Consider the following 23,408-nt stretch of genomic DNA (forward strand, 5'->3'; position numbering starts at 1 on the left):
TCACTCCTTTCGCCAGGGGTGACGGGGCCAGAACCACAGCACCATGGTGGCAAAGACCGCGAAGAAACCGATGGGGAAGAACCAGGGACTGAAGATCAGACCGATAAAGCCGGCCGAGGCGGCCACCGCGGATACGAAGGGCCAGGGCGTCGGTCCCGGAAGGACCATCACGGACTGGGGTCGTGCATCGAGCAGCGTGGTGACCATGGTCTCCCGGCGGTCCTCCCGCAGCCCCGCCACCACTGTGCGCGTATCTGCCTCGCGCCAGTCCCACATGGGGCGTCGGCTTTCGACCACAGGTTGCTGAATGAAGTTGCAGTTGAGCGGTGGCGAAGCGGTCGCCCATTCGAGGGTCGATCCGCCCCATGGGTTGTCCGGGGCTGCTGCGCCATGGCGGACGCTGCGGATGACGTTGAACAGCGTCAGCGCGAAGCCGAAGGCCAGAAGGAAGGCACCGGCTGTCGCGAGCAGGTTCAAGTCGCCCCAGCCCAGGCCGTCGAGATAGGTATAGATCCGCCGCGGCATGCCCTGCAGTCCGAGGATATGCATGGGGAAAAACGTGATGTTGAAGCCGATGAAGACAGTCAGGCAGCTCCAGACGCCGAGACGCTCCGAGAGCATGCGCCCGGTCGCCTTGGGGAACCAGTAATAGACCGCTCCCATCAGCGGGAAGACGGCACCACCCATCAGCACGTAGTGGAAATGGGCGACGACGAAATAGCTGTCATGCACCTGGCGGTCGAAGGGGACGGAGGCGACCATCACGCCCGTGAGGCCGCCGGCGATAAAGACGCCGAAGAAAGCGAGAACCCACAGCATGGGAGTGGCGAAACGGACCTTGCCGCCCCAAAGCGTCGCGATCCAGCAATAGACTTGCACGCCGCTCGGAATGGCAATCATCGAGGACGCGGCCATGAAGAAGGAGCGGCCCATGAAGGGCAGGCCCGTGGCGTACATGTGATGCACCCAGAGCCCGAAGCTGACCATGCCGATGCCGGTGATCGCCAGCACCAGTGCCGTATAGCCGAACAGGGGACGGCCGGAGAATGTGACGACGATGGAGGTGACGATCCCGAGTGCCGGGACGAGGATGATGTAGACTTCCGGATGGCCGAAAAACCAGAAAAGGTGCTGCCACAGAAGCGGCGAACCACCGTTCTCGACGATGAAGAACTGGGTATCGACCAGCCGGTCCATCATCAGGAAAGCGCTCGCCACCATGACCGACGGCATGGCGAAGAGGATCATGAAGGACATGACCAGCACAGCCCAGACGAAGATCGGCATGCGGTCGAGCGACATGCCCGGCGCCCGCAGCTTCATGATGGTTACGATGAGTTCCACGGCAGCGGTGAGAGCCGATAGCTCGATAAAAGTTATCATCGTGGTCCAGATGTCCACGCCATAGCCTTCCGAGAAGTTCTTGTTGGCAAGCGGCACATAGTTGAACCAGCCGGCATCCGGCGCCATGCCGAAGGCGAGCGAGAGGAAGAAGGCTGATCCGCCGATCAGATAGACATAGTAGCCGAATGCGTTGAGCCGCGGGAAAGCCATGTCCCGGGCCCCGACCATCAACGGCGCGATGTAGATGGCAAAGCCTTCCATCGCAGGAATGGCGAAGAGAAACATCATCGCCGTGCCATGCACCGTCATGACCTGATTATAGGTCTCGGGCGACAGCATCTGGTTGAGCGGCATGGCCAGTTGCAGCCGCATGGCCAGCGCCAGAAGGCCGGACAGGATGAAAAAGACAAAGGCCGTGATGATGAACCGCAGGCCGATGGCCGAGTGGTTTACCTGCGTGAACCAGCCGAAGAAGCCTGACGGCGAGCGCCATGTCTTCTCGATCTGCTCGAAGGAGTCATGACCGACGGCCGCCTGATGGTCGTAGCTCGAAGGCCCAAGCGCATGGTCCCGCCCCTCTGTTGCGCGGTCCGAGGCCGTCATTTCAGCGCCTCCAGATAGTCGAGAAGATCGTGCAGATCCTGCGGCTCAGGCGTGAATGAGGGCATCAGCACTCCCGGTTTGACCTCGTGCGTGTCGGTGATCCAGCCCCCGAGATTGCCGCGGCTGTTCTGAAGTGTTGCGGCGGCAAGCGTCCGGCGCGAGGCGAGATGTGTCAGGTCCGGGCCCATTTGTCCGGCGGCCGATGTGCCGCGGATGGTGTGGCAGTCACCGCAACCGAGCTTTAGGAAAACGTCGAGGCCCGGACCTTCAGTGGCGCGCGCATCGCTTGCCTGGTGCGCCAGCCAGCGATCGAAATCTTCCCGCGGCTCCGCGATCACCATGAACCCCATCAGCGTGTGCTGTTTGCCGCAAAACTCCGCGCATTGCCCCCGCCATACGCCCTCCACCTCTGGCTCCGCGTAAAGAAGGTTGCGACGCCCCGGGATGGCGTCGGTCTTGCCCTGAAGGTTCGGCGCCCAGAAACTGTGGATGACATTGTCGGATAGCAGTTCGAGGCGCGCCCGTTCCCCGACAGGCAGATGCAGTTCATTGGCGGCGACAGCGACGACATCCCCCGCCGCATCGAGATAGCGTAGCTCCCACCACCATTGCTTTCCCACCACCTCCACCGTCAGCTTGGCAGAGCCGTCATCTGGACCTTCGGTCTCGTCACCGATGGCGACGCCCGAGAAGCCAATTGCGACGATGGCAACGATCGGCGCTAATACGCCGCCTAGGACCACAAGGGTCGTCCCTACGCGGAAGGAGAGCCGGTTGCGCCCGCGGAAGATCCCGGCCCCGACGCCAAGCAAGCCGATCGTCACGATGTAGATGAAGACGGCAGAGGCAAACATCCACCAGGAGAGTTCCGCCACCAGCCGGGCATCCCGGCTTGCTGGATCAAGGACGTTTTGCAGCCCTTGGCAGCCAGACAACATGGATATGGAAGCAAACAAGGCGATCCGCCGGGGAGAAGGAAGGAGTGAAGACGAGCGACGCCGAGTTCTCGTCTTCAAGCCTATCGTGATCCGCTGACACGGCACGCTGGTCTCCCTCTGATTTCGGTTCTGCCCCATGCTACCCGCCTAACCCCAAATCGATGACCTGCGGGCCGTCAGAGAAACAGGCTGGGCGCACCAAAGACGGGGGACTGACTGCCCCCTCAAAACGATCGTCGGTCATTCCGAAGGCCGGCGAGACCGCCCCTAAATCCGTTCGCGGATGCTGAAGGGATCAGTGCAGATGATGACTTCATTCGCGCTCCGAACCGGGCGGCGCGGACATTGTTCCAATTGGGATCACAGAATTTTGCCTGAGAAGCTGAGGCGACCAAAGGCTCGATTTTGATCGCAATAGGTCAGGAACAATCTTGATTTTGCCTTGTTCCGGAAAGGTCGACACCAGGCTCAGGAGGAGACGACCCTTGACCGATCAAGCCCAAAATCACCACACCTCGCGACGCAACAAAGCCGGCTGGTATCCGCTTCTTGTGGGGATACTTCTTGTTGCGCTCGGTCTCGTCATTGGAGCTGGCGGTGTCTGGCTCATCGCGCTTGGCGGTTCATGGTATTATGCGATCGCCGGGCTCGGCCTGATCGCATCCGGCGCATTGATGATGCTCGGGCGCTACTCGGGCGTGCTCTTCTATGTCGCCACCTATGTCTTCACGATTGTCTGGGCGCTGTGGGAAGTCGGGCTGCAAGGGTGGCCCCTCGTTCCCCGACTCGTGGCCCCGACCGTCATCCTGCTGCTGGTCCTGCTCGCGATCCCCGGTCTTCGTCGTTCCGATCGACAGGCCCAAGCGTCGCACCGCCGCGGGACGGCGATCGCGACCGCGTTGCTGGCCGTCCTGGGGATTGGCTTGATTGCAGCGCCCTGGATCGAGCCCCCTCGGGTTCTCGCGCAGGCGGAAGGGGACGAGACTGCACCTGCACCAGGCGATACGGCTCAGCCACCGGCTGACCCGAGCATTAACCCGCCCATCGACCCCTCCGACCTGATCCTCGAACAGGACCAGCAGGGCGCACCCTCCCCCGATAGCCAGAGCGACGCGGTCATCAATCTGGAAACGCCCCGCGACCCCGCGCCGGAAGGTCAGGCGGCAGAGGACCGACGGCCGGCCCTGGCGATGCGCGAAACAGGTTCCGACTGGCCCGCCTGGGGCGGCAACCTGCACGGCACCAAATACTCGCCATTGGATCAGATCACGCCAGAAAATGTCGGACAACTTGAGCGCATCTGGGAGTTCCACACGGGCGATCTGCCTTCACCTGAGGCCGAGGGGAAATACTCGCCGGAAAACACCCCGCTGAAGATCGGCGAGAAGCTTTTCACCTGCACTCCGATGGGCCGCATCATTTCGATCGACGCGCAGTCGGGCAAGGAAGAATGGCACTTCGATCCGCAGGTGCCGGAGGATGCCATCCCCTATGGCGCCACCTGCCGCGGCGTGTCCTATTTCGAGGTGCCGGATGCGGAACCCTATGATCCCTGCGCCACCCGCATCATCTGGGGCACGCTCGATGCGCGTCTGATCGCCATCGATGCCGAAACGGGCCGCCTGTGCAGCGAGTTCGGCGACAATGGCATGGTCTATCTCGAACATGGTCTGGGGGAGACGGTGCCAGGCTGGTACGCCATGTCCTCCCCGCCGACAATCGTACGCGGCGTGGTGGTCGTCGGTGCCCAGGTGACAGATGGCAATGCGGAGAATTCCCCCTCCGGCGTCATCCGCGGCTTCGACGCCGTCACCGGCGATTTCGAATGGGCCTGGGATATGGGGCGTCCTGGCGACACCAGCCAGGCCGGTCCGGATGAGATCTATACGCGGGGAACGCCCAATATGTGGACGGTTGCCGCCGGCGATGAAGACCTGGGGTATGTCTTCCTGCCACTCGGAAACTCGGCCGTCGACTATTACGGTTCGAACCGCAGCGAGCAGGAGAATGAATTCTCCACGTCGCTTGTGGCCCTCGACGTGACCACCGGACAGCCTGCCTGGCATTTTCAGACGGTCCATCGCGACGTCTGGGACTACGACCTCGGCAGCCAGCCGACACTGGTCGACTTCCCGACCGACAATGGCACTGTCCCCGCCATCATTCTCGCATCCAAGCAGGGCGACATCTACATTCTGAACCGCGAAACCGGTGAATCCCTCTTCCCGGTCGAGGAGCGGCCTGTGCCTCAGGGCGGCGTGGAACCGGACTACATCTCGGCCACGCAGCCCTTCTCCACCTATCACACGTTGGCTTTTCCGCGCCTTGAGGAAAAGAACATGTGGGGCATGTCACCGATCGATCAGCTCTGGTGCCGCATTCAGTTCCGCCGCTCGCATTACGACGGCATCTATACGCCGCCGACCACCGACCAGCACTGGATCCAGTATCCGGGCTATAACGGCGGCAACGACTGGGGCTCCGTCGCAGTCGACCACGAGCGCGGCCTTCTGATCGCGAACTACAACAACATGCCCAATCACAACCGTCTCGTACCCCGTGCAGAGGCAGATGAAGCGGGCCTGCGCGCGATCTACGAGCCACCGGCCGAGGGGGAAAGTCCCCTCGGCGAAGCCGGACCCCAGATCGGCGCACCTTACGCCATCGACGTCAACGCCGGCTGGCGCGTTCCCTATACCGGGCTCCTCTGCAAGGAGCCGCCCTATGGCGGCATCCGCGCTATCGAGCTTGAGACAGGCGAAACGGTCTGGGATCACGCCTTCGGCTCGGCGCGCAACAACGGCCCCTTCGGTATACCCTCCATGCTGCCGATCACGATTGGCACACCCAACAATGGCGGCCCTGCTGTCACCGCCGGCGGACTGATCTTCATTGCCGCAACCACCGACAATCTGATCCGCGCAATCGACATTGAAACCGGCGAGACGCTGTGGAGTGATGAACTTCCCGGAGGCGGTCAGGCAAACCCGCTGGTCGTTGAGGTTGCAGGCCGGCAGTTCGTGATCATCTACCCCGGCGGCCACCACTTCATGGAGACCCCCATCAGCGACACCATCATCGCTTATGGGCTGCCGGAGGATTGATAACGGTCGCGAGAGAAGAAGCTCAGCGCCTTGCGTCGCGGTGTCGACTTAAGCGCGGGCTGCTGACTGGAAAAGAGTTCTGTTGCGCCCGAGCGGAAATAATTGCCGCTCTCCCGCCATGTTGACGTCGCACCCAAGCCAGGGCGCAAAGATCGCATCCACGGTCGCTCGCGACAGGAAAACTCCGGGCAGGCCTTTTTCGGCCGTTTTTCGCTCAAAATCAGCTACTATTTCTGACAGGAAAACAGCGAAGTCTTCTCAACAACTTGAGCACCCCTAGCTGCAGTTCGCCAGGGCATCCGTCGTGTTGAATCAATACGAACCTGCGACCCGGCAGTAGGTGTCTGCGGAGAGACGTCATCCTGGGTTTCAACAGCTATGTGAAACTAACCCGTCCAGTCTTCCACCCGTAAGCCGGGAACGCGATCAAATTCCTTTCGATTGTTCGTAACCATAATCAGCCCACGCGAGCGAGCATGTCCTGCAATCAATTGATCATGTGGACCGATTGGAGTTCCACTGCGTGCCAGTTCGGCCCGCAATTGACCGGTATGGGTTGCTGCCGGTTCATCGAACGACAACACTTCGAGGCGCGCCGCGAAGCCCTCCACAACGGGAAGGTTCTTTTCAGGACTAGCTGACTTTTCAGCTCCGTAAATCAGTTCCATCAAACTTACCGAACTGATGCACAATTGATCATGGAAACGATTGAATGCCTCGCGCACCTGCTGTGGTCGATTTTTGATCGTGAAAATGCAAATATTGGTATCCAGCATGTACTTCAGCATTAAAATGCCTCGCGCTCCTGGGAGCCGGCCTGATCACGCTCACTCATAAAGTCGGATGTGGCCGCCGCTCCTTCGAACCAGCTGTCCCAGACCTCGCCAGCAGGTGCTATAATACGAGTACGTCCGACGGCAACGATATCGACGCGCTTTACATCATCAGGCAAAGCGACTGCCTTTGGAAGACGGATAGCTTGGCTTCGATTGCTCTGGAATACGGCACCCTGTTCCACCCTACGTCCCTCCGGATTGCATCACCTTCTATATGATGTGCTTAACGCTCCACATGGGATATGTCAATGGGATATACATTCGGACGCGCCGCGAATTTTCGATACGCATCATCACCTCCCATCAAGTCAAAAAATGATCTTCTTACGACGTCGTACTAGGTGGCAGGCAACCACGTCACGCACACCCCGCCATGATAACCTTTGCGAAACAGCACCTGCAGGCCCGCCTCGATAATGTTGTTGGATGGTTTCGGCATTCACGCATAATATGGATGGACGTATTTAACATCAAGAGCGAATGGTCTCGCGATGTGCGCCAGCGACGGCGGGAAGATGTTCAGTGGTAGCACCGAAAGGGCGCATAGAAGGGTCAACGTCACAAGTTTAGACGGACCTTGTGCGCTCAGCCGTCCAAGTTGGCTATGTAATGTCATTGCGGCCCCTTTTACGAGGCCGGCAAAAGAGAGAGGGGTCTCACCCGTCCCTTCGCCGGCATGATCCGGATCAGGTTCAAAGGGTCACTGCGCTGCTTTCGCCCAACAGTATCTCAGCCCTTTGGCGGGGCACCCCTCGGTATTGGTGAGACTAGCCGAACCTTTGAAGGATGCACATGGGGTTTAGGTTTGAAATCTGTCGCAGCGAACCTGATCGCGGCGAGGCCCGATTGCTTAGGCATCCGTGACCGCTTCTGGCGCGAGAGAGACCACCGGCTCTCGTGGCTACCGTCTCCGAAAGAACCACCTGAACTCCTTTGAGGCGCGCCCCCGGTTCTACGAGCAACACCCGAGCAACAATATAGGTTGACGAGCCGATCTGACGTCGCCGACTTTCTGAACAGCCTCTGATCGGCACTTTACATTTGCCGATGACCGCTCGTGGCGCAGACCGAAAGTGGAGACCGCATTCGGCCCAAACCGATCATAGTAGCCAGATGCCGGAGGGCAGCTTGGCGCCTTCATGTCGGACCTAGAGGGCACCGCATGAAGTACTCAATAGCGGACATCTCGCTCGCAGGGACAGTGGACTGCCCTGTGCTCTGAGCACCAGCGGTCATGGATCTCCAGCTAGCCCTGCTGATCCATCCTTATCTTTTCTTTATTCCGCCCGCCGCTCTTCCCAATCGAAGCCTGACGCGGGATGCCCTTAATCCTGTCCGTGTACCAACAGGAGACACGGGATATGTCCGACTTCATCTTCATCGCGCTCGGCGCCAGCACGCTTCTTGTGCTGGCAGTTTACGCCCGCGCACTCGACCGGCTTTGAGGAAGGGTTGCAGATGCTTGAACCTCTCTTCGGCCTTTTCGTCGCGCTGGCCCTCGGCGCCTATCTCGTCGTGACGCTTTTGCGTCCCGAGCGTTTCTGATCTGGAGCAGTTCCATGACAACCATCGGATGGCTGCAGATCAGCCTTCTCTTCCTTGCCGTTCTCATCGCCATCAAGCCACTCGGTCTCTACATGGCCCGGGTGTTTTCCGGTGAGCGGACCTTTCTTTCGCCCATTCTCGGCCGCGTCGAGCATGATCTCTACCGCGTGAGCGGCATCACGCCTGAAAAGGAGCAGAGCTGGCTCGGCTACACGCTTGCCATGCTCGCCTTTTCGCTCGCCGGCTTCCTGGTGCTCTATGCCATGCTGCGGCTGCAGGCCTATCTGCCGCTCAATCCGCAGGGCTTTGCCGGCATGCCGTCGGATCTCGCCTTCAACACGGCCGTCTCCTTCGTCACGAACACCAACTGGCAAAACTATGGCGGCGAGACCACGCTCAGCCATTTCAGCCAGATGGCAGGCCTGACGGTGCAGAACTTCCTGTCCGCGGCCACCGGCATGGCGATTGCCGTCGCCGTCACCCGCGCGCTTGCCCGCTCGAAGGTTTCGACGCTCGGCAATTTTTGGGTCGATGTGACCAGAGCGACCCTGTATGTGCTCCTGCCGATGGCGATCGTCGTCGCGCTTGCCTTCGTGGCGCTCGGTCTGCCGCAGACGCTCCAGGGCTCCGTGACCGCCACGACGCTCGAAGGCGCCAATCAGGTCATTTCGCTGGGCCCCGTCGCATCGCAGGAAGCGATCAAGCAGCTTGGCACCAATGGCGGCGGCTTCTTCAACGTCAACGCGGCCCATCCTTTCGAAAACCCGACGGCCTGGTCGAACTACCTCAACATCTTCGCCATGCTGTCGATCTCGGCGTCGCTCGTCTACACTTTCGGCCAGATGGTCGGAAACCGCCGACAGGGCTGGGCGCTGATCTCGGCCATGGCGGTTCTCCTCATCACGGGCGTTGCCGTCACCTATTGGGCCGAAGCCCAGGGCAACACCATTCTGACTTCGATCGGCGTCGATCCCGCACTCGGCAACATGGAAGGCAAGGAAATCCGCTTCGGCCAGGCCATGACGGCGCTCTATGCGGCGGTCACGACCGGCCTCTCGGACGGCGGTGTCAACGGCATGCACGGCTCGTTCACGGGGTTAGGCGGTCTGGTGCCGATGTTCCTGATCCAGCTCGGCGAAGTGCTGCCGGGCGGTGTCGGCTCCGGTCTTTACGGCATGCTGGTCTTTGCCATGCTCTCCGTCTTTGTCGCCGGTCTCATGGTCGGTCGCACGCCGGAATTCCTCGGCAAGAAGATCGAGGGCCGCGAGATGAAGTTTGCCATGCTGGCGGTCCTGATCCTGCCGCTGGTCATCCTCGGCTTTACCGCCGTCTCGGCCATGCTGCCCTTCGCAGTGGCGAGCGTCGGCACTGCGGGTCCGCACGGCCTGTCGGAAATCCTCTATGCCTATACCTCAGCTGCCGGCAACAATGGCTCGGCCTTCGGAGGGCTGACTGGCAACACCGTCTGGTACAACACGACGCTTGGCGTCGCGATGCTGCTCGGCCGCTTCGCCTATGTCGTGCCGGTCATGGCAATCGCTGGATCGCTTGCCGCCAAGGTCAAGTCTCCGGCCTCCGCCGGCACCTTCCCGACCGACGGACCTCTCTTCGTTGGCCTGCTGATCGGCATCATCCTCATCCTCGGCGGCCTGCAGTTTCTGCCCGCGCTGGTGCTCGGCCCGATCGTCGAACACTTCGCCATGCTCGCCGGCCAGACCTTCTAAAGGACCTATCATGTCAAAAGACCAAAAAGCCTCCGATCTTCTGGACCCGGCGATCCTGTTTCCGGCGATGCGCGATGCCGTCGTCAAGCTCGATCCGCGAAAGCTCCTCCGCAACCCGGTCATCTTCGTGACCGAGATCGTTGCCGTCGTCGTCACGATCCTCTTCATCCGCGATCTCGTCAGCCAGTCCGGCGGCGCGGGCTTCTCCGGCCAGATCGCCGCCTGGCTCTGGTTCACCGTGCTCTTCGCCACCTTCGCCGAAGCCGTGGCCGAGGGCCGGGGTCGCGCCCAGGCCGACAGCCTGAAGAAGACCAAGTCCGAGCTTGTTGCCCGCCGGCTCGCCGCAGGCGGTCAGACCGAAACCATCCCGGCCTCCAGCCTCAAGGTCGGCGACATCGTGCTGGTCGCGGCGAGTGAACTCATCCCCGGCGACGGCGAGGTGATCGAGGGTGTCGCCTCGGTCAACGAAAGCGCGATCACCGGCGAATCTGCCCCCGTCATCCGCGAATCCGGTGGCGACCGTTCGGCCGTCACGGGCGGCACGCAAGTGCTCTCCGACGAGATCAAGATCAGGATCACCGTCCAGCCCGGCTCCTCCTTCGTCGATCGCATGATCGCGCTGATCGAGGGCGCCCAGCGCCAGAAGACGCCGAACGAGATCGCGCTGTCGATCCTGCTGACGGGCCTGACCTTGATCTTCCTCTTCGTCTGCGTCGCGATCTGGGGCCTCGCCGGCTACTCCGGCACGGTGCTCTCGGTGACGGTGCTGGCGGCCCTGCTGGTGACCCTGATCCCGACCACGATCGGGGGTCTTCTCTCGGCCATCGGCATCGCCGGCATGGATCGTCTGGTCCGCTTCAACGTCATCGCCACCTCCGGCCGCGCGGTCGAGGCTGCCGGCGACGTGGATACGTTGCTTCTCGACAAGACGGGCACGATCACCTTCGGCAACCGCATGGCAAGCGACTTTCTGGCCGCGCCAGGTGTCACCCCGGCGGAACTCGCGGAAGCGGCCCTCATCGCCTCGCTCTCCGACGAAACGCCGGAAGGACGCTCGGTCGTGGCGCTTGCGACAGGCGAGTTCGGTGTGCCCATGCCGAAGGCCGAGTTCGATGCTGTCATCGGCTTCACCGCCGAAACCCGCCTTTCCGGCGTCGACATCGGTCAGCGCCGCCTGCGCAAGGGTGCCGTCGATGCGGTCCTGAAGTTCGCCGGTCTCACCGATCAGGATGCACCGGCTGAATTCCGCCGCGCCGTCGACCAGGTCGCGCGTACGGGCGGCACGCCGCTCGGCGTGGCAGACGGAGACCGCCTGCTCGGCGTCATCCACCTCAAGGACGTCGTCAAACCCGGCATCAAGGAGCGTTTCGCGGCGCTCCGTGCCATGGGCATCCGCACGGTCATGGTCACGGGCGACAATCCGGTCACGGCCGCGGCAATCGCTTCGGAAGCCGGTGTCGATGACTTCCTCGCCCAGGCCACCCCGGAAGACAAGCTCGCCTATATCAGGCGCGAGCAGCAGGGTGGCCGGCTGATTGCCATGTGCGGCGACGGCACCAATGATGCACCGGCCCTTGCCCAGGCCGACGTCGGCGTCGCCATGCAGACCGGCACCCAGGCCGCCCGCGAGGCAGCCAACATGGTCGACCTCGATTCAAGCCCGACCAAGCTCATCGAGATCGTCGAGATCGGCAAACAGCTCCTGATGACGCGCGGCTCGCTGACCACCTTCTCGATCGCCAACGACGTGGCCAAATACTTCGCCATCATCCCGGCGCTGTTCGTCGCCACCTATCCGGCGCTTGAGGCCCTTAACATCATGGGGCTGACGTCGCCGCAATCGGCCATCCTGTCTGCCGTCATCTTCAATGCGTTGATCATCGTCGCCCTGATCCCGCTCGCCTTGAAGGGCGTCGCCTACCGCCCCTCCGGCGCGGCAGCGCTGCTGCGCCGCAACTTGCTCGTTTATGGCGTCGGCGGCCTGATCCTTCCCTTCGCCGGGATCAAGGTCATCGACATCGCCGTCAGCGCTCTTCATCTGGTGTAATCATGCTCAACCATCTCAGACCCGCACTCACCCTCGTCGTGATCATGACCCTGCTCACCGGCCTGGCCTATCCGCTGGCGATTAACGGCATTGCCCAGGCGGTGATGCCCGCAAACGCCAATGGCAGCCTCATCGAACGCGACGGCCAGATCATCGGCTCGGCCCAGATCGGGCAGAACTTCACCTCGGACCGCTACTTCTGGCCGCGTCCTTCGGCAACCGGCCCGGACCCCTACAACGCTTCAGCCTCGTCGGGCTCGAACCTCGGCACGACCTCGGTCAAGCTCAAGGAACGGGTGGTCGCCGACATCGATCGACTGAAGGCAACCGGGCTTGTGGCACCCGTCCCGGGCGACGCTGTGACAACCTCGGGCTCCGGCCTTGACCCGCATGTCTCGCCAGCCTTTGCCGCGGCGCAGGTTGATCGTGTCGCGCAGGCGAGGGGGCTCCCGCCCACGGAAGTCGCCAATCTGGTTGGTCGGTTGATCGAAAGGCCGGACTTCGGCGTTATCGGCGAAGCAAGGGTCAATGTGCTAGAGCTCAATCTGGCGCTTGATGCCCTGAACAGATGAGAACTTGATGGCGGACGACGACCGCAGGGACGAAAGACGTCCCGATCCCGATGCCCTGCTTGCCCTGGCGGAGAAAGACCGCCGGGGCAAGCTGACCGTCTTCCTGGGCGCAGCTCCAGGGGTCGGCAAGACCTATGCCATGCTGTCGCGTGCCCGACGCCTCAAGGCGGACGGGCTGGATGTCGTGGTGGGGCTGGTCGAAACCCATGGGCGGAGCGAGACGGCGGCACTGCTGGAGGGGCTGGAGATCCTGCCCCGCAGGCACGTAGCCCATCGCGGACGCATGCTGGAGGAGTTCGATCTCGATGCGGCGCTCGAGCGAAGCCCTCGCATCGTCATCGTCGATGAGCTCGCCCACACCAATCCGGAGGATAGCCGCCATCCCAAGCGCTACCAGGACATCGACGAACTGATCGCAGCCGGGATCGATGTCTGGACGGCACTCAACATCCAGCATCTCGAAAGCCTGGCCGATCTGGTCGCGCAGATCACCGGCGTCACCGTGCGCGAGCGCGTGCCCGACGTGGTGTTGAAACGGGCCGACGACATGCTGCTCGTCGACCTCTCTCCCTCTGAACTGATCGAACGGCTGAAGGAAGGCAAGGTCTACCTGCCCGAAAGCGCGAGCCGCGCCGTTGACCGCTTCTTCCGTCTCGGCAATCTGACGGCGTTGCGCGAACTGGCGCTGCGCCGCACTGCGGACCGCGTCGACGACCAGATGGTCGACTACCTGAAGCAGAACGCGATCGACGGCCCTTGGGCGACGGGCGAGCGGCTTTTGGTCTGTGTCGGCTCTGACGCACTCTCGGAAAAGGTCGTGCGGGTGGCGAGCCGGCTTGCCTCCGGGCTCAATGCGCCCTGGCTCGTCGTCTCGATCGAGCGGGCCGACCGGGAGGTCGAGACGCCCGAGCGCCTGCAGCGCATCGAAACCCTCTTCCGCCTTGCCGAACAACTCGGCGCTGAAACGCGACGCATCATCGGCAATGACTTTGTCGAGGAGATCCTGAAGCTCGCCCGCCGCGAGCATGTGACCCAGATCGTCATCGGCACCCGCAAGCGCAGCCGCTGGCAGAAACTCATCACCCAGTCGTTGCCGGATGCGCTCGCGCGCAAGGCTTCGGGTCTGGGCGTTTACATCGTGACGCCGGATGGAACGACGGCCGAACGCACGCGTCCATCCCTGAACCTGCCCAGAGCGGCGGCACTCAGACAATCTGCCGTTTGGGCGCTTGGCTTCGTCGCCGTGACGACGCTGCTGGGCAAGGCGATAGATCTGTTTATCGAGCTGCCGAACATATCGCTACTCTTCCTGCTTGCCGTGCTCGGCGCCTCCGTCGTCGGCGGCTACGCCGCGGCATTCCTGGCAGCACTCCTGTCGGCGCTCGCCTACAACTTCTTCTTCATCGACCCCCGCCACACTTTCACGATCGCCGCGCCCCATGAGGTCTTCGCGCTCTTCGCCTTCCTCGCCGTGGCGATGATCGCCGGCGGTTTTGCCTCGCGCATCCGCGAACAGGCGGAAGTGGCTAGGATAAGGGCGACGGCGTTGCAATCGCTCTACGATTTCTCCCGCAAGCTCGCGAGCACGGCCAAGGGCGACGACGCGATCTGGCTCGCCGTCTCGCAACTGCAGGCGAGCCTCAAGCGCAAGGTCGTGCTGCTCGTCCCGCGCAAGGGCGACTTGGGTGTCGCGGCCGCCTGGCCACCGGATACTGAACTCGACGTCACAGACATGACTGCCGCCCGGTGGAGCCATGACAAACGCGAGCCCGCCGGCCATGGCACCGGCACGTTGCCGAACAGCCGCTTCGAGTTCCGGCCACTGCTTGGGCCCCACGGCATTGTCGGCGTCTGCGGCATCGAACACACCGGCGAGCGGCTCGACCTCAATGCCGAGCGTTCGTTGACCGCCATCCTGGACCAGACGGCGATCGCGCTCGACCGGGCTCGCCTCGCCGACGAGACGGTCGAGCAGGCGGCAAGGCTGGAAGGCGAGCGGTATCGCGAGGCGCTGTTGTCCTCCATCTCCCATGATTTGCGCACGCCGCTCGCGACGATCACTGGTGCCGTCACAGGTCTGCGCCAGCTCGGGGAGCGCATGACGCCGGAAAACCGCGACGATCTGTTGCAGTCGATCGAGGAGGAAAGCGGCCGCATGAGCCGCTTTGTCGCCAACCTGCTCGACATGACACGCATCGAGGCCGGGACGCTAAAGCCGAAACAGGACTGGGTGGATGTCGCCGACGTCGTGCAGTCCGCCGTCGAGCGCACCCGCAAGCATGCTCCAGGACGGATCGTCGAAACGGGCATCGCCGCCGACCTCCCCCTGATCCGTGGCGACAGCGTGCTGATCGGCCAGGTTCTATTCAACCTTCTGGACAATGCCGTGAAGTACGGTGGCGACGAGCCGATCAATGTCTATGCCCGTCGGGACGGCAAGGACGTGCTGATCTCGGTGACCGATCAGGGTAAGGGCATTCCGCCAGAGGATCTGGACCGTATCTTTGAAAAATTCTATCGCAGGGGAAAGCCGGACGGGCGCGCGCCGGGAACGGGGCTCGGCCTTTCCATCGCCCGAGGCTTCGTCGAGTCCATGGGCGGCAGGATCCATGCGGAGAGCCCGGCCTTGAAAAAGAGAGGCACGCGGGTCGTCATGCGCTTTCCCGCACGCAATGAAACGATGGGTGACGTCAAATGAACCAGTCCCGCATTCTGGTCGTCGATGACGAGCCGCAGATCCAGCGTTTCCTCAAGCCCTCGCTCACGGCGGCAGGCTACGACGTCATCGAGGCGAGCACAGGCTCGGAAGCGTTGAAGGCGGTCGCCACACAGGCACCTGACCTCGTCATCCTCGATCTCGGCCTGCCTGACATGGATGGCAAGGAGGTCATTGCCAGTCTGCGCGGATGGTCGGATATCCCGATCGTCATCCTCTCCGCCCGAGACCGGGAAAGCGAGAAGATCGCGGCCCTCGACCTCGGCGCCGACGACTATGTGGAGAAGCCCTTCGGTATCGGCGAACTGACGGCTCGCATCCGAACTGCGCTGCGTCATCGCGGGCGGGACGATGCGATCCCGACCGTCATTGAGATCGACGGACTAACGATCGACCCGATCAAGCGGAACGTTTCACGGGAGGGCGAGACCGTGCACCTGACGCCGAAGGAGTACGATCTTCTTCTGCTTCTCTCCCGCCATGCCGGCCGGGTCGTCACCCACCGCACCCTTCTGACATCCGTCTGGGGCCCCGCCCACGGCGACGACCTGCATTATCTGCGCGTCTTCATCGGCCAGCTCCGCCAGAAGATTGAGCGTGATCCGACCCAGCCACGGATCGTGCGCACGGAACCGGGTGTAGGCTATCGGATGGCGGAGCAGGATTGACGTCGAACTTCTCGCGTCGCATCGAATGCCACTCGCGGCAAAGCATGGTGTCGGGGTGCATGGGGCAGTTCCTGCTACTTCACTCAAAGGAGAAATCTGCCTTCAAACTGAAATAGCAGACGAGCGCGGTTTAGAGAACTGGCATTGTACGTTTCTCCCTTGGCCAATGGTGGCCGAAGGAGAACTGATATGGGTATATCACAATATGATCCTGCCGCACTGGGGCGACCAGCTTGGAACGCGGGTAAACAAGTTGGTGTTAAGAAGCCTCTCAAGCAGCGCCAGATCTGGGCAGTCTGCTTCTTCCTCGACCGTGAAGGAAGGATGCGAGATCGAGCGCTTTTCGATCTTGCCATCGACAGCAAGCTCCGCGGCTGCGATCTAGTAAAGCTGAAAATTGGAGCTCTCGTCACAGGACATAATATTCGAACTCGTGTGACCGTCGTCCAGCAGACCGTACAGTTCTAAATCACGACCGAGATTGTCAACAGGCCCTAAGCCATCAGTTTCACAGCGGGATGATTGCAGCAGGCTCTAGGATTTCAAGGCCAAAGCCCCGGCCGCAGCGATCATCGCGCCACCTGCAGCCCGTTGCGCTGCGCGGCGGTAGGGCCATCCCTGCGAAGCTCTTGCGAGCTTGGTCGCGGTCACCGCATAGCCGATCTTCACGCCCGCTACTGCAATCACGGTGATGGCCGCAATCAAGGCGATATCGGTTATCGTCAAAGCGGTCAGGTCGACGAAGACGGGGAGCAGCGCCGCATAAAACAGGATCGCCTTTACATCACCGAGTGTCAGCCCGATCCCGGCGGCGAAGCTGATCCACAGACCGCCCGGCCCGCCCGCCGCGGCGGAGCCTCTCAACGCGGCAGGCTCGCTCCGGATCAAGCTGAACCCGAACCAGACAAGATAGGCTGCGGCGGCATAGCGCAGCATTGTAAAGAATGTTCCCATTGCCTCGGCCATCGCGGCCAGCCCGGCGACGGCCAGAGCGACAAAGACCAGGTCCCCCATGGCGATCCCCAGCGAGGCTGCAATGCCATGGCGCACGCCATGGGTTGCCGAGCGAACGACAACGAGCGCCACACTTGAACTGGGCAAAGCGGCCAGAGCGATCATGGCCAGGAAAAGCGACAGCGATCCCGTGAACGTCATAAGCATATTCTCCACTTGACAGACAAGGCGACAGGTTAGGATCAGAGTACCGTGGCTGCAAGTTGCAGGGTTGAAGATGCAGGGTGGATCGCGGCAAGATCGTCTTCCTTTCCCGCTGCGGGCATAACCATGCGGATTTCAGGACGCGGTTGGATTACCCGGAGGACAGATCGACATGACCGAAACAACGGCAGCCCGCATCATCGCAGCGGCAGAGACACTGTTCTATGAACACGGGCTGCGCAGCGTAGGTGTCGATGCGATTGCCGAGCGTGCAGGCGTAACGAAACGCACGCTCTATAACCATTTTCAGAGCAAGGACGCCTTGATCACGGCCTATCTGGAGGCGCGCGATAGCGCGACGGTGGAACGCTACCGCACCTGGCTCGGCGGTCCTACCCGACCGTTGCCCGAGCGCGTGGAGGCCATGTTCGCGGCCCTTGCCGAACATGCCCGGAACCCCAGATGGCGCGGCTGCGGTTTCACCCGCGCGGCGGTCGAACTGGCCGGTCAGCCGGGACATCCGGCAGTGCTGATGGCCGCGCGGCACAAGAAGCGCTTTGTCGCCTGGCTGGAACAGGAACTAGGTGCCGGCGGAGCAAGCGACCCGCGGACTCTGGCGCTGCATCTCGCCATGATGATCGAAGGCGCGATCGCCTATATGCTCATCCACGGGGATACATCCTATGCCCTGTCTGCCGGAGAGGCCGCTGCCAGTCTTGTCGCAAGCGATATGAACGGGCCGCGTCTTCACGCGGCCAGAGCCGCTTATCTGCCTCAGGTCGATTGAAGGCCTGCGGGCACCAGTTTACCGACTAGTGAATGTCTTCTTCCCCTGCCGATGCCTAATGTTGGCTTCTTCTTGCAAGGGGAATACAGATGTCACAACAGACGCGCAAAAATTGGACGCCGGCGCTCGTCATCTCGCTGGTCGCTGCAGGATCTATCCTATCGCTATCTATGGGGCTTCGTCAGAGTCTTGGCCTTTTTATGGATCCGATGGTGCGCGGCGGTGCGGTCACTGTAGCGACCTTTGGATTCGCGATGGCGATTCAGAACCTGGCCTGGGGGATCGGCCAACCCTTCATGGGCGCGCTTTGCGATCGGTATGGCGGGCGACTTGTCGTTGCCTGTGCCGCTTTCCTCTACTGCGCGGGCCTCGCGATGATGATCTCGGGCGGTGTACTCGGCCTTTATATCGGCGGAGGGCTTCTGATCGGACTTGCGGTGGCCGCGACATCGCACGGCGTGCTGGTCGGGATAATTTCGCGGCTCGCCTCCCCCATGATCCGGGCCACGGCTGTATCGATACTTGCCGCGGTCGGATCGCTTGGCACCTTTGTCGTGGCCCCGGCGGCGCAAGTGATGATCGAGCAGTGGAGCTGGCAAAGCGCGCTGGCGGGGCTCGCGCTGTTGGCGGCCTCGATGACGACGATAGCCCTGCTGTTTCGCCACAGTGCGCCACGCGCCGCCGCTGGGCCGCCCCGCCCTAATGCTCGCCGCGCGATTGGCCAAGCCCTGTCGAACCGCAGCTTTGTCATCACGACCCTGGCCTTCTTCGCCTGCGGGTTCCAGCTAATCTTCATTGCTACTCATCTGCCAAACTTCATCGCTATCTGCGGCCTACCCCCCACCGTCGGCGCCAATGCGCTAGCCCTGATCGGCATATGCAACGCTTTCGGCACGCTGCTTGCGGGGGTATCTTTGCCAGCGCTGGGGAAACGGGCTTGTACTGGCAATGATCTATCTCTTGCGCACCCTGTCGATCGCGGTGTTCTTCGCCATGCCTGTCACGGTCGAGACCACGCTCATCTTCGCTGCCGCGATGGGCTTTCTGTGGCTCAGCGTCGTGCCTCCGGTCAGCGGGATCATCAATAGCCTGTTCGGGCCCGCCAACTTCGGCACCCTCTTCGGCGTGATGTTCCTCAGCCATCAGATCGGCGCCTTTCTCGGCGCTTGGCTTGGCGGGCTGAGTTACCAGATCAGCGGCACTTATTCGATAGGCTGGCTCGCGCTGGTCGCCGTCGGAGCGATAGCGGTGCTACTGCAGCTTGGCGCTAGCATGGAACGGACGCTACGTCTTCCTTCATCATGACCAAGGGTTCGCCCCATGGGCGGCAGCCAGTCATACCGCCCTCCCAAACACAACCGTCGCCCATATGGCTGGATCATCGAAAGGCCTTGATGGGAATCGAACCTTCGGTCCATCTATTGCTCATTAACCGAGGGGCAAGGGATCGGTGCCTTTGCTCAGAATTGCGAGATATCGTTGGTAGCTGAACACGCGGCCGCGTTTGCGGCCGGTCACCTCACCAACGATGCCCAATCGCTCTAGATCGGCCAGCGCGGCGTTTACGGTTGGCGCGGACAGACCTGTTATCTGAACAATCTGGTTCGCTGTGTGAAAAGGATTCTGTTGGAACAGCTCGTGAATGCGAAGGGCCGACCCCGCTCTATCACTCTCCATCGTGATCCGCTCCCGATCTTCCTTGAAAAGATCAACGATCTGAGTGGCAGCCTCAAACGCTTGTTTGGCGGTGTCCGCGACGCCGGCCAGGAAGAAGTCCAGCCAGGCTTCCCAGTTTCCATGTTCACGGACCTCTTGCAACAATCGATAATATTCTCTCCGATGAGACTTCAGATAAAGACTGAGGTAGAGAAGCGGCTTTCGCAAAACGCCGTTGATGCAGAGATACAGGGTCACCAGCAGACGACCGATACGACCATTTCCATCGAGAAACGGATGGATCGTTTCAAACTGCACATGCAACAGGCCGGCTTTGATTAGCGCCGGTAACCGCGATTGATCGTCATGCATGAAGCGCTCGAACGCATCTAGGCAACCGGCCATTTCATTGACGGGTGGCGGTACAAAGAGTGCGTTACCGGGGCGCGTCCCACCAATCCAATTTTGCGAGCGGCGGAACTCTCCAGGATCCTTGGTGCCTCCTCGCCCACTCTGTAGGAGCCTAGCGTGGATCTCACGGATCAGACGCAACGACATGCGCAGCGTTTCCAGCCGCTCTAAACCATACATCATGGCGTCTACGTAGTTGGATACCTCACGGATATCATCAACCGGCTGTCCGGCTTGGGCTTCGGTCTCAAACCGCAAGAGATCGGAAAGCGTGGACTGCGTGCCTTCAATCTGCGAGGAAAGAACAGCTTCCTTTCTCACATACATATATAGAAACAGCTCCTGTCTCGGCAGCAGCATTGTGATACCATCCAGGCGTCCGAGCGCGCGTTCAGCCAAGCTAAGGCGCTCTAACAATGAAAGCACATCAATCGCCGGTTCGGGCGGCAATGGTGGGGGCACGAACGCACGCACCGTTTCACTGGCGGCGACTGTCTCGACGAAACGACCCTGGCGGTTTTTGGATAGGGGATCAGACATAACCCAGTATCAGCCCCGCGCCTTATTTAAGCAAGGCGCATTTCATTTAATTAATCGACAGACTTAGATAAGCGCGCTTAATTAACGCCGACGTCGAACTCCAGAGCTTTGATCCGGGCGACATCGGAGATAACACGACAAGCGCCATCAGAAGTGACACGCCCTATACATGCTTTGTTAAAGCTCGCCTCATATTTCCGCTCGCCCTCGGCACTATCGCCTAGGGAAACGGAATGAGCATGCCCAAACACGATCTTTCATCACGTCATTTTCAGCGAAAAATATCCCAATTCTGCGAACTGCGTATCGCGCCGATCACATCCAAACGGGTGCTGGAGAACATCCGGCCCTTCCTGATGAGCTTGATCATCTATCGGAGATCGCCCCCGCTCAGGAGCGGCCAACTCGACTGGACGGCTATAGGCCAGGCCTGCGATGTCGAAGCTGAGCTGACTGCAGGACTGAAAAAGCAGCTCCAGCCAGGCCTGGACGCAATCATCCGTTGGCTAGAAGGACCGCTAGCAGTCGAAGAACAACGACCACCAAATTCGACCGCTAGCCCGGACAAAATGGCGCCCACCAAAAAAGCAGCCTCCGCGCCTTCAACCAGAAAGCCGCGACGTGCAACGGCCGATGGCATGGTTCTTCCATCTGAACCGGCGCCAGGTGGGCCTGCTCCAAAACCGATCAGCCCTTTCCCGGAACCACTATTCGACGCGACAGAGGACCCGGTAAGCTTTCAAGATGCATTGGTCTATCATATGCGTCGGTTCGGCGAAACCTATTGGCAGCTTTACCGCGCCGTTGTTCATCTGAATGAAACCTTCGACAATAAGACGCTGCTATCCTGGATCCAGGGAGAGCGTGTGCCCCGATCCGTTGCCAGTTTCAATATTCTCCGCCGCATCGAGGGACGCTATCGACTTGCAGAAGGATATTTCAAAGAGAAACTGCCGCATCAGGCGCGCTCGCTTTATGGTCACGATCTCGGAGACATCAGCCCATCTGAGCGTCGACGGATTTCATTACACCTACCCGAGGACTTCAACAGCCTTCCCTTTACCAAGCGCGAGGAGATCCTAGATTGGGTGCGCCGGGTGATCATTTCCGGCTCTACGGAATATCGCCGCTATCAGGCGGCGGCCAGCAAACAGCGATATGCCATCCGCTTTCCCGGCGTCACCTATGGCAGCAGCTTTCTGTCCTCTCGGTCGTTGGCCGCGGCGGCCGGCACCAATCAGAACGTTGCCGAAGAACTTGATGATCCTGATCTGCTCTCCGGCGTTGTCGATGCACCACCGAGACTTGCCATGGAAATGGCCGATCTCATCCGCTTCAAAACGTCGACGCTCACGGCGATTGGATTCCAACGGAGCGGCGTCTGGGGTGAAGAAACGGCGTCCCAGAAGATTGAGCACCTCGGCTTGATGTTTGGTGCCCTTGCCGCATCGCCCAACGGTGTCGTGAAGGGTTTTGGTGTGCCACTCAGCCGGTTGAGCTTCGGCCTTCTCGTCTTTCCCGGTGTTTGGGAGTGGTATCTGCAGTGGCGAGAGCAGCGACGTGGCTTCTACACCAAGTGGGAAGAGGACATGCTGATGGTCGCCCAAGCCCTATCTCGCGCGGACGTCGGCTGGATCCGGCAGCATCCGGAGCTGCTTCGAAATGTCAGGCCCATTGCCGGCTTGATTGAGCAGGAAGAAATCGATTTCGCAGCTCGCGACTGGAATGGCGCCTGTGATGCGTTTCATCGACATGCCGCTAACCGTTCCAAAGAGATCCAACGAGTGGCGCGCGTGCATCGCGATCCATTTGAACCGATCATGTGCGTACTTGAAGCGGACAGCCCGCTGGCGGAATATCGCAAAATCACGGACGAGATCGTGAGACGTATGCCGGATGAGGCCAGATATCCTCGACCGGCCGCCGAGGCCGTTAGATCATTCCTGTTGCTTCGCCTGGGCCTGCACCTTGGGCTCCGGCAAAAGAACCTTCGCCAACTTCGTGTCTGCCCCCGCGGACACTATCCGACGTCAGAGCGCCGACTGGAGGATTTGAAATGCGGTGAGCTGCGCTGGAGTGATCGCGACCAAGGGTGGGAGGTCCTTATCCCGTCGGTCGCATTCAAAAACTCCGGTTCATCCTTCTTCGGACAGAAACCATTTCGGCTGATATTGCCGGACCTGCTCGACCTCTACCAATATCTCGATGCCTATATCGACCGTCATCGTGGTGTCCTTCTTGGAGGCGCCAGAGACCCGGGAACACTGTTCGTCAAAACGGTGAAGACCAACAGCACCGATGCAGCTTACAACTCGACCACGTTCTACGAAGCTTGGAGGACAGTCATCCAACGCTATGGAATTTACAACCCTTACACCGGGCGGGGTGCCATCAAAGGCTTGTTGCCGCATAGCCCCCATAACCTGCGGGATATTCTCGCGACGCATATTCTGAAGCAGACCGGATCCTACGAGCAGGCGAGCTACGCAATTCAGGATACACCCGATGTAGTTCAGCAGCACTACGGTCGCTTCCTTCCGCAAGACAAAGCCGCGCTGGCCGCAAAGATCCTCAATCAGGTTTGGGAAGCTGCGTAGGATCGAATGAGATGCTCGGCTCGGGTACTCAGGACCTGTTGTATCTGAGCCGAGCGTCCTCGTCTTTCGCCCTGAACGGATTCGAACCGAGAACCCACCACCTGCGAGAGGCAGTAGAAATATGTCTTTTCAAATGCTTGGCCAATTCATCGGCAATAATGA

At 60.9% G+C, this 23,408-nt stretch carries 18 protein-coding genes, 1 pseudogene and 1 riboswitch; of the genes and pseudogenes, 13 read left to right on the top strand and 6 right to left on the bottom strand.

Annotated elements, in window-relative coordinates:
* Complete coding sequence (gene ctaD / locus J5J10_RS01765; protein WP_211928567.1) at nucleotides 1-1,947, bottom strand: cytochrome c oxidase subunit I; 1,947 nt, start codon at nucleotides 1,945-1,947, stop codon at nucleotides 1-3.
* Nucleotides 1,944-2,822, bottom strand: a complete 879-nt coding sequence (locus J5J10_RS01770; protein ID WP_211928568.1) for a c-type cytochrome — start codon at nucleotides 2,820-2,822, stop codon at nucleotides 1,944-1,946. The genes ctaD and J5J10_RS01770 overlap by 4 nt, the downstream gene beginning before the upstream one ends.
* A gap of 548 nt (nucleotides 2,823-3,370) precedes the next feature.
* Between J5J10_RS01770 and J5J10_RS01775 the strand changes: the two genes are divergently transcribed.
* Nucleotides 3,371-5,989 carry a PQQ-binding-like beta-propeller repeat protein gene (locus J5J10_RS01775; protein ID WP_249116648.1) on the top strand — a complete coding sequence of 873 codons (2,619 nt, stop codon included), beginning with the start codon at nucleotides 3,371-3,373 and terminating at the stop codon, nucleotides 5,987-5,989.
* A 386-nt stretch (nucleotides 5,990-6,375) separates the two neighbouring features.
* On the opposite strand, the gene vapC is transcribed toward J5J10_RS01775, so the two are convergent.
* Complete coding sequence (vapC, locus tag J5J10_RS01780) at nucleotides 6,376-6,777, bottom strand: tRNA(fMet)-specific endonuclease VapC (protein WP_211928569.1); 402 nt, start codon at nucleotides 6,775-6,777, stop codon at nucleotides 6,376-6,378.
* Entirely contained in the window at nucleotides 6,777-7,007 is a 231-nt protein-coding gene (gene vapB / locus J5J10_RS01785; RefSeq protein ID WP_211928570.1) for a type II toxin-antitoxin system VapB family antitoxin, read from the bottom strand. Before vapB ends, vapC begins: the two co-directional genes overlap by 1 nt.
* Nucleotides 7,008-7,470: 463 nt before the next feature.
* Nucleotides 7,471-7,588: riboswitch (TPP riboswitch) on the bottom strand.
* Between the two features lie 556 nt (nucleotides 7,589-8,144).
* Between vapB and J5J10_RS22590 the strand changes: the two genes are divergently transcribed.
* The 8 genes and pseudogenes from J5J10_RS22590 to J5J10_RS01825 all read left to right on the top strand — a co-directional run.
* Nucleotides 8,145-8,270, top strand: coding sequence for a hypothetical protein (locus J5J10_RS22590; RefSeq protein WP_282959976.1), 126 nt, complete (start codon nucleotides 8,145-8,147; stop codon nucleotides 8,268-8,270).
* A 13-nt stretch (nucleotides 8,271-8,283) separates the two neighbouring features.
* The gene (kdpF, locus tag J5J10_RS01795; RefSeq protein ID WP_063832233.1) at nucleotides 8,284-8,370 is read left to right on the top strand and encodes a K(+)-transporting ATPase subunit F; all 87 of its coding nucleotides are present in this window, start codon (nucleotides 8,284-8,286) and stop codon (nucleotides 8,368-8,370) included.
* A gap of 14 nt (nucleotides 8,371-8,384) precedes the next feature.
* A complete protein-coding gene (gene kdpA, locus J5J10_RS01800; protein WP_211928571.1) occupies nucleotides 8,385-10,094 on the top strand; it encodes a potassium-transporting ATPase subunit KdpA in 1,710 nt (569 codons plus the stop codon).
* Between the two features lie 10 nt (nucleotides 10,095-10,104).
* Nucleotides 10,105-12,141 carry a potassium-transporting ATPase subunit KdpB gene (gene kdpB / locus J5J10_RS01805; RefSeq protein WP_211928572.1) on the top strand — a complete coding sequence of 679 codons (2,037 nt, stop codon included), beginning with the start codon at nucleotides 10,105-10,107 and terminating at the stop codon, nucleotides 12,139-12,141.
* A gap of 2 nt (nucleotides 12,142-12,143) precedes the next feature.
* Nucleotides 12,144-12,713, top strand: coding sequence for a potassium-transporting ATPase subunit KdpC (gene kdpC / locus J5J10_RS01810; RefSeq protein ID WP_211928573.1), 570 nt, complete (start codon nucleotides 12,144-12,146; stop codon nucleotides 12,711-12,713).
* Between the two features lie 7 nt (nucleotides 12,714-12,720).
* Complete coding sequence (locus J5J10_RS01815) at nucleotides 12,721-15,411, top strand: sensor histidine kinase KdpD (protein ID WP_211928574.1); 2,691 nt, start codon at nucleotides 12,721-12,723, stop codon at nucleotides 15,409-15,411.
* Nucleotides 15,408-16,097 carry a response regulator gene (locus J5J10_RS01820; protein WP_211928575.1) on the top strand — a complete coding sequence of 230 codons (690 nt, stop codon included), beginning with the start codon at nucleotides 15,408-15,410 and terminating at the stop codon, nucleotides 16,095-16,097. Before J5J10_RS01815 ends, J5J10_RS01820 begins: the two co-directional genes overlap by 4 nt.
* A 189-nt stretch (nucleotides 16,098-16,286) precedes the next feature.
* A pseudogene (locus J5J10_RS01825) lies at nucleotides 16,287-16,562 on the top strand (integrase); the annotation flags it as partial.
* Between the two features lie 69 nt (nucleotides 16,563-16,631).
* Here the strand turns inward: J5J10_RS01825 and J5J10_RS01830 are convergent.
* Nucleotides 16,632-17,252 (bottom strand): LysE family translocator, encoded by a 621-nt coding sequence (locus J5J10_RS01830; protein WP_211928576.1) that lies wholly within the window; start codon nucleotides 17,250-17,252, stop codon nucleotides 16,632-16,634.
* A gap of 175 nt (nucleotides 17,253-17,427) precedes the next feature.
* Between J5J10_RS01830 and J5J10_RS01835 the strand changes: the two genes are divergently transcribed.
* The 3 genes from J5J10_RS01835 (at nucleotide 17,428) to J5J10_RS01845 (ending at nucleotide 19,347) form a co-directional block, all read left to right on the top strand.
* Entirely contained in the window at nucleotides 17,428-18,042 is a 615-nt protein-coding gene (locus J5J10_RS01835; protein ID WP_211928577.1) for a TetR/AcrR family transcriptional regulator, read from the top strand.
* 89 nt (nucleotides 18,043-18,131) lie between these two features.
* The gene (locus J5J10_RS01840) at nucleotides 18,132-19,130 is read left to right on the top strand and encodes an MFS transporter (RefSeq protein ID WP_211928578.1); all 999 of its coding nucleotides are present in this window, start codon (nucleotides 18,132-18,134) and stop codon (nucleotides 19,128-19,130) included.
* Nucleotides 19,036-19,347, top strand: coding sequence for a hypothetical protein (locus tag J5J10_RS01845; protein ID WP_211928579.1), 312 nt, complete (start codon nucleotides 19,036-19,038; stop codon nucleotides 19,345-19,347). Before J5J10_RS01840 ends, J5J10_RS01845 begins: the two co-directional genes overlap by 95 nt.
* Nucleotides 19,348-19,470: 123 nt before the next feature.
* Here J5J10_RS01845 and J5J10_RS01850 read toward each other — a convergent pair whose 3' ends face one another.
* Nucleotides 19,471-20,649 (bottom strand): Fic family protein, encoded by a 1,179-nt coding sequence (locus tag J5J10_RS01850; RefSeq protein ID WP_211928580.1) that lies wholly within the window; start codon nucleotides 20,647-20,649, stop codon nucleotides 19,471-19,473.
* Nucleotides 20,650-20,888: 239 nt separating this feature from the next.
* Between J5J10_RS01850 and J5J10_RS01855 the strand changes: the two genes are divergently transcribed.
* Nucleotides 20,889-23,246, top strand: a complete 2,358-nt coding sequence (locus J5J10_RS01855) for a hypothetical protein (protein WP_211931106.1) — start codon at nucleotides 20,889-20,891, stop codon at nucleotides 23,244-23,246.
* Nucleotides 23,247-23,408 lie beyond the last annotated feature (162 nt).

Origin of the sequence: Ciceribacter sp. L1K23 (genome assembly GCF_018122705.1) — a bacterium.
GTDB lineage: Bacteria > Pseudomonadota > Alphaproteobacteria > Rhizobiales > Rhizobiaceae > Allorhizobium.

What these genes read in the sequence shown, in the direction of transcription:
- kdpF (WP_063832233.1), top strand. Translation starts at nt 8,284, where the DNA reads ATGCTTGAACCTCTCTTCGGCCTTTTCGTCGCGCTGGCCCTCGGCGCC.
- J5J10_RS01855 (WP_211931106.1), top strand. Translation starts at nt 20,889, where the DNA reads ATGCCCAAACACGATCTTTCATCACGTCATTTTCAGCGAAAAATATCC.
- kdpB (WP_211928572.1), top strand. Translation starts at nt 10,105, where the DNA reads ATGTCAAAAGACCAAAAAGCCTCCGATCTTCTGGACCCGGCGATCCTG.
- J5J10_RS01835 (WP_211928577.1), top strand. Translation starts at nt 17,428, where the DNA reads ATGACCGAAACAACGGCAGCCCGCATCATCGCAGCGGCAGAGACACTG.
- J5J10_RS01815 (WP_211928574.1), top strand. Translation starts at nt 12,721, where the DNA reads ATGGCGGACGACGACCGCAGGGACGAAAGACGTCCCGATCCCGATGCC.
- J5J10_RS01845 (WP_211928579.1), top strand. Translation starts at nt 19,036, where the DNA reads ATGCCTGTCACGGTCGAGACCACGCTCATCTTCGCTGCCGCGATGGGC.
- J5J10_RS01820 (WP_211928575.1), top strand. Translation starts at nt 15,408, where the DNA reads ATGAACCAGTCCCGCATTCTGGTCGTCGATGACGAGCCGCAGATCCAG.
- vapC (WP_211928569.1), bottom strand. Translation starts at nt 6,777, where the DNA reads ATGCTGAAGTACATGCTGGATACCAATATTTGCATTTTCACGATCAAA.
- kdpC (WP_211928573.1), top strand. Translation starts at nt 12,144, where the DNA reads ATGCTCAACCATCTCAGACCCGCACTCACCCTCGTCGTGATCATGACC.
- kdpA (WP_211928571.1), top strand. Translation starts at nt 8,385, where the DNA reads ATGACAACCATCGGATGGCTGCAGATCAGCCTTCTCTTCCTTGCCGTT.
- J5J10_RS01850 (WP_211928580.1), bottom strand. Translation starts at nt 20,649, where the DNA reads ATGTCTGATCCCCTATCCAAAAACCGCCAGGGTCGTTTCGTCGAGACA.
- J5J10_RS01830 (WP_211928576.1), bottom strand. Translation starts at nt 17,252, where the DNA reads ATGACGTTCACGGGATCGCTGTCGCTTTTCCTGGCCATGATCGCTCTG.
- ctaD (WP_211928567.1), bottom strand. Translation starts at nt 1,947, where the DNA reads ATGACGGCCTCGGACCGCGCAACAGAGGGGCGGGACCATGCGCTTGGG.
- J5J10_RS01840 (WP_211928578.1), top strand. Translation starts at nt 18,132, where the DNA reads ATGTCACAACAGACGCGCAAAAATTGGACGCCGGCGCTCGTCATCTCG.
- J5J10_RS22590 (WP_282959976.1), top strand. Translation starts at nt 8,145, where the DNA reads ATGCCCTTAATCCTGTCCGTGTACCAACAGGAGACACGGGATATGTCC.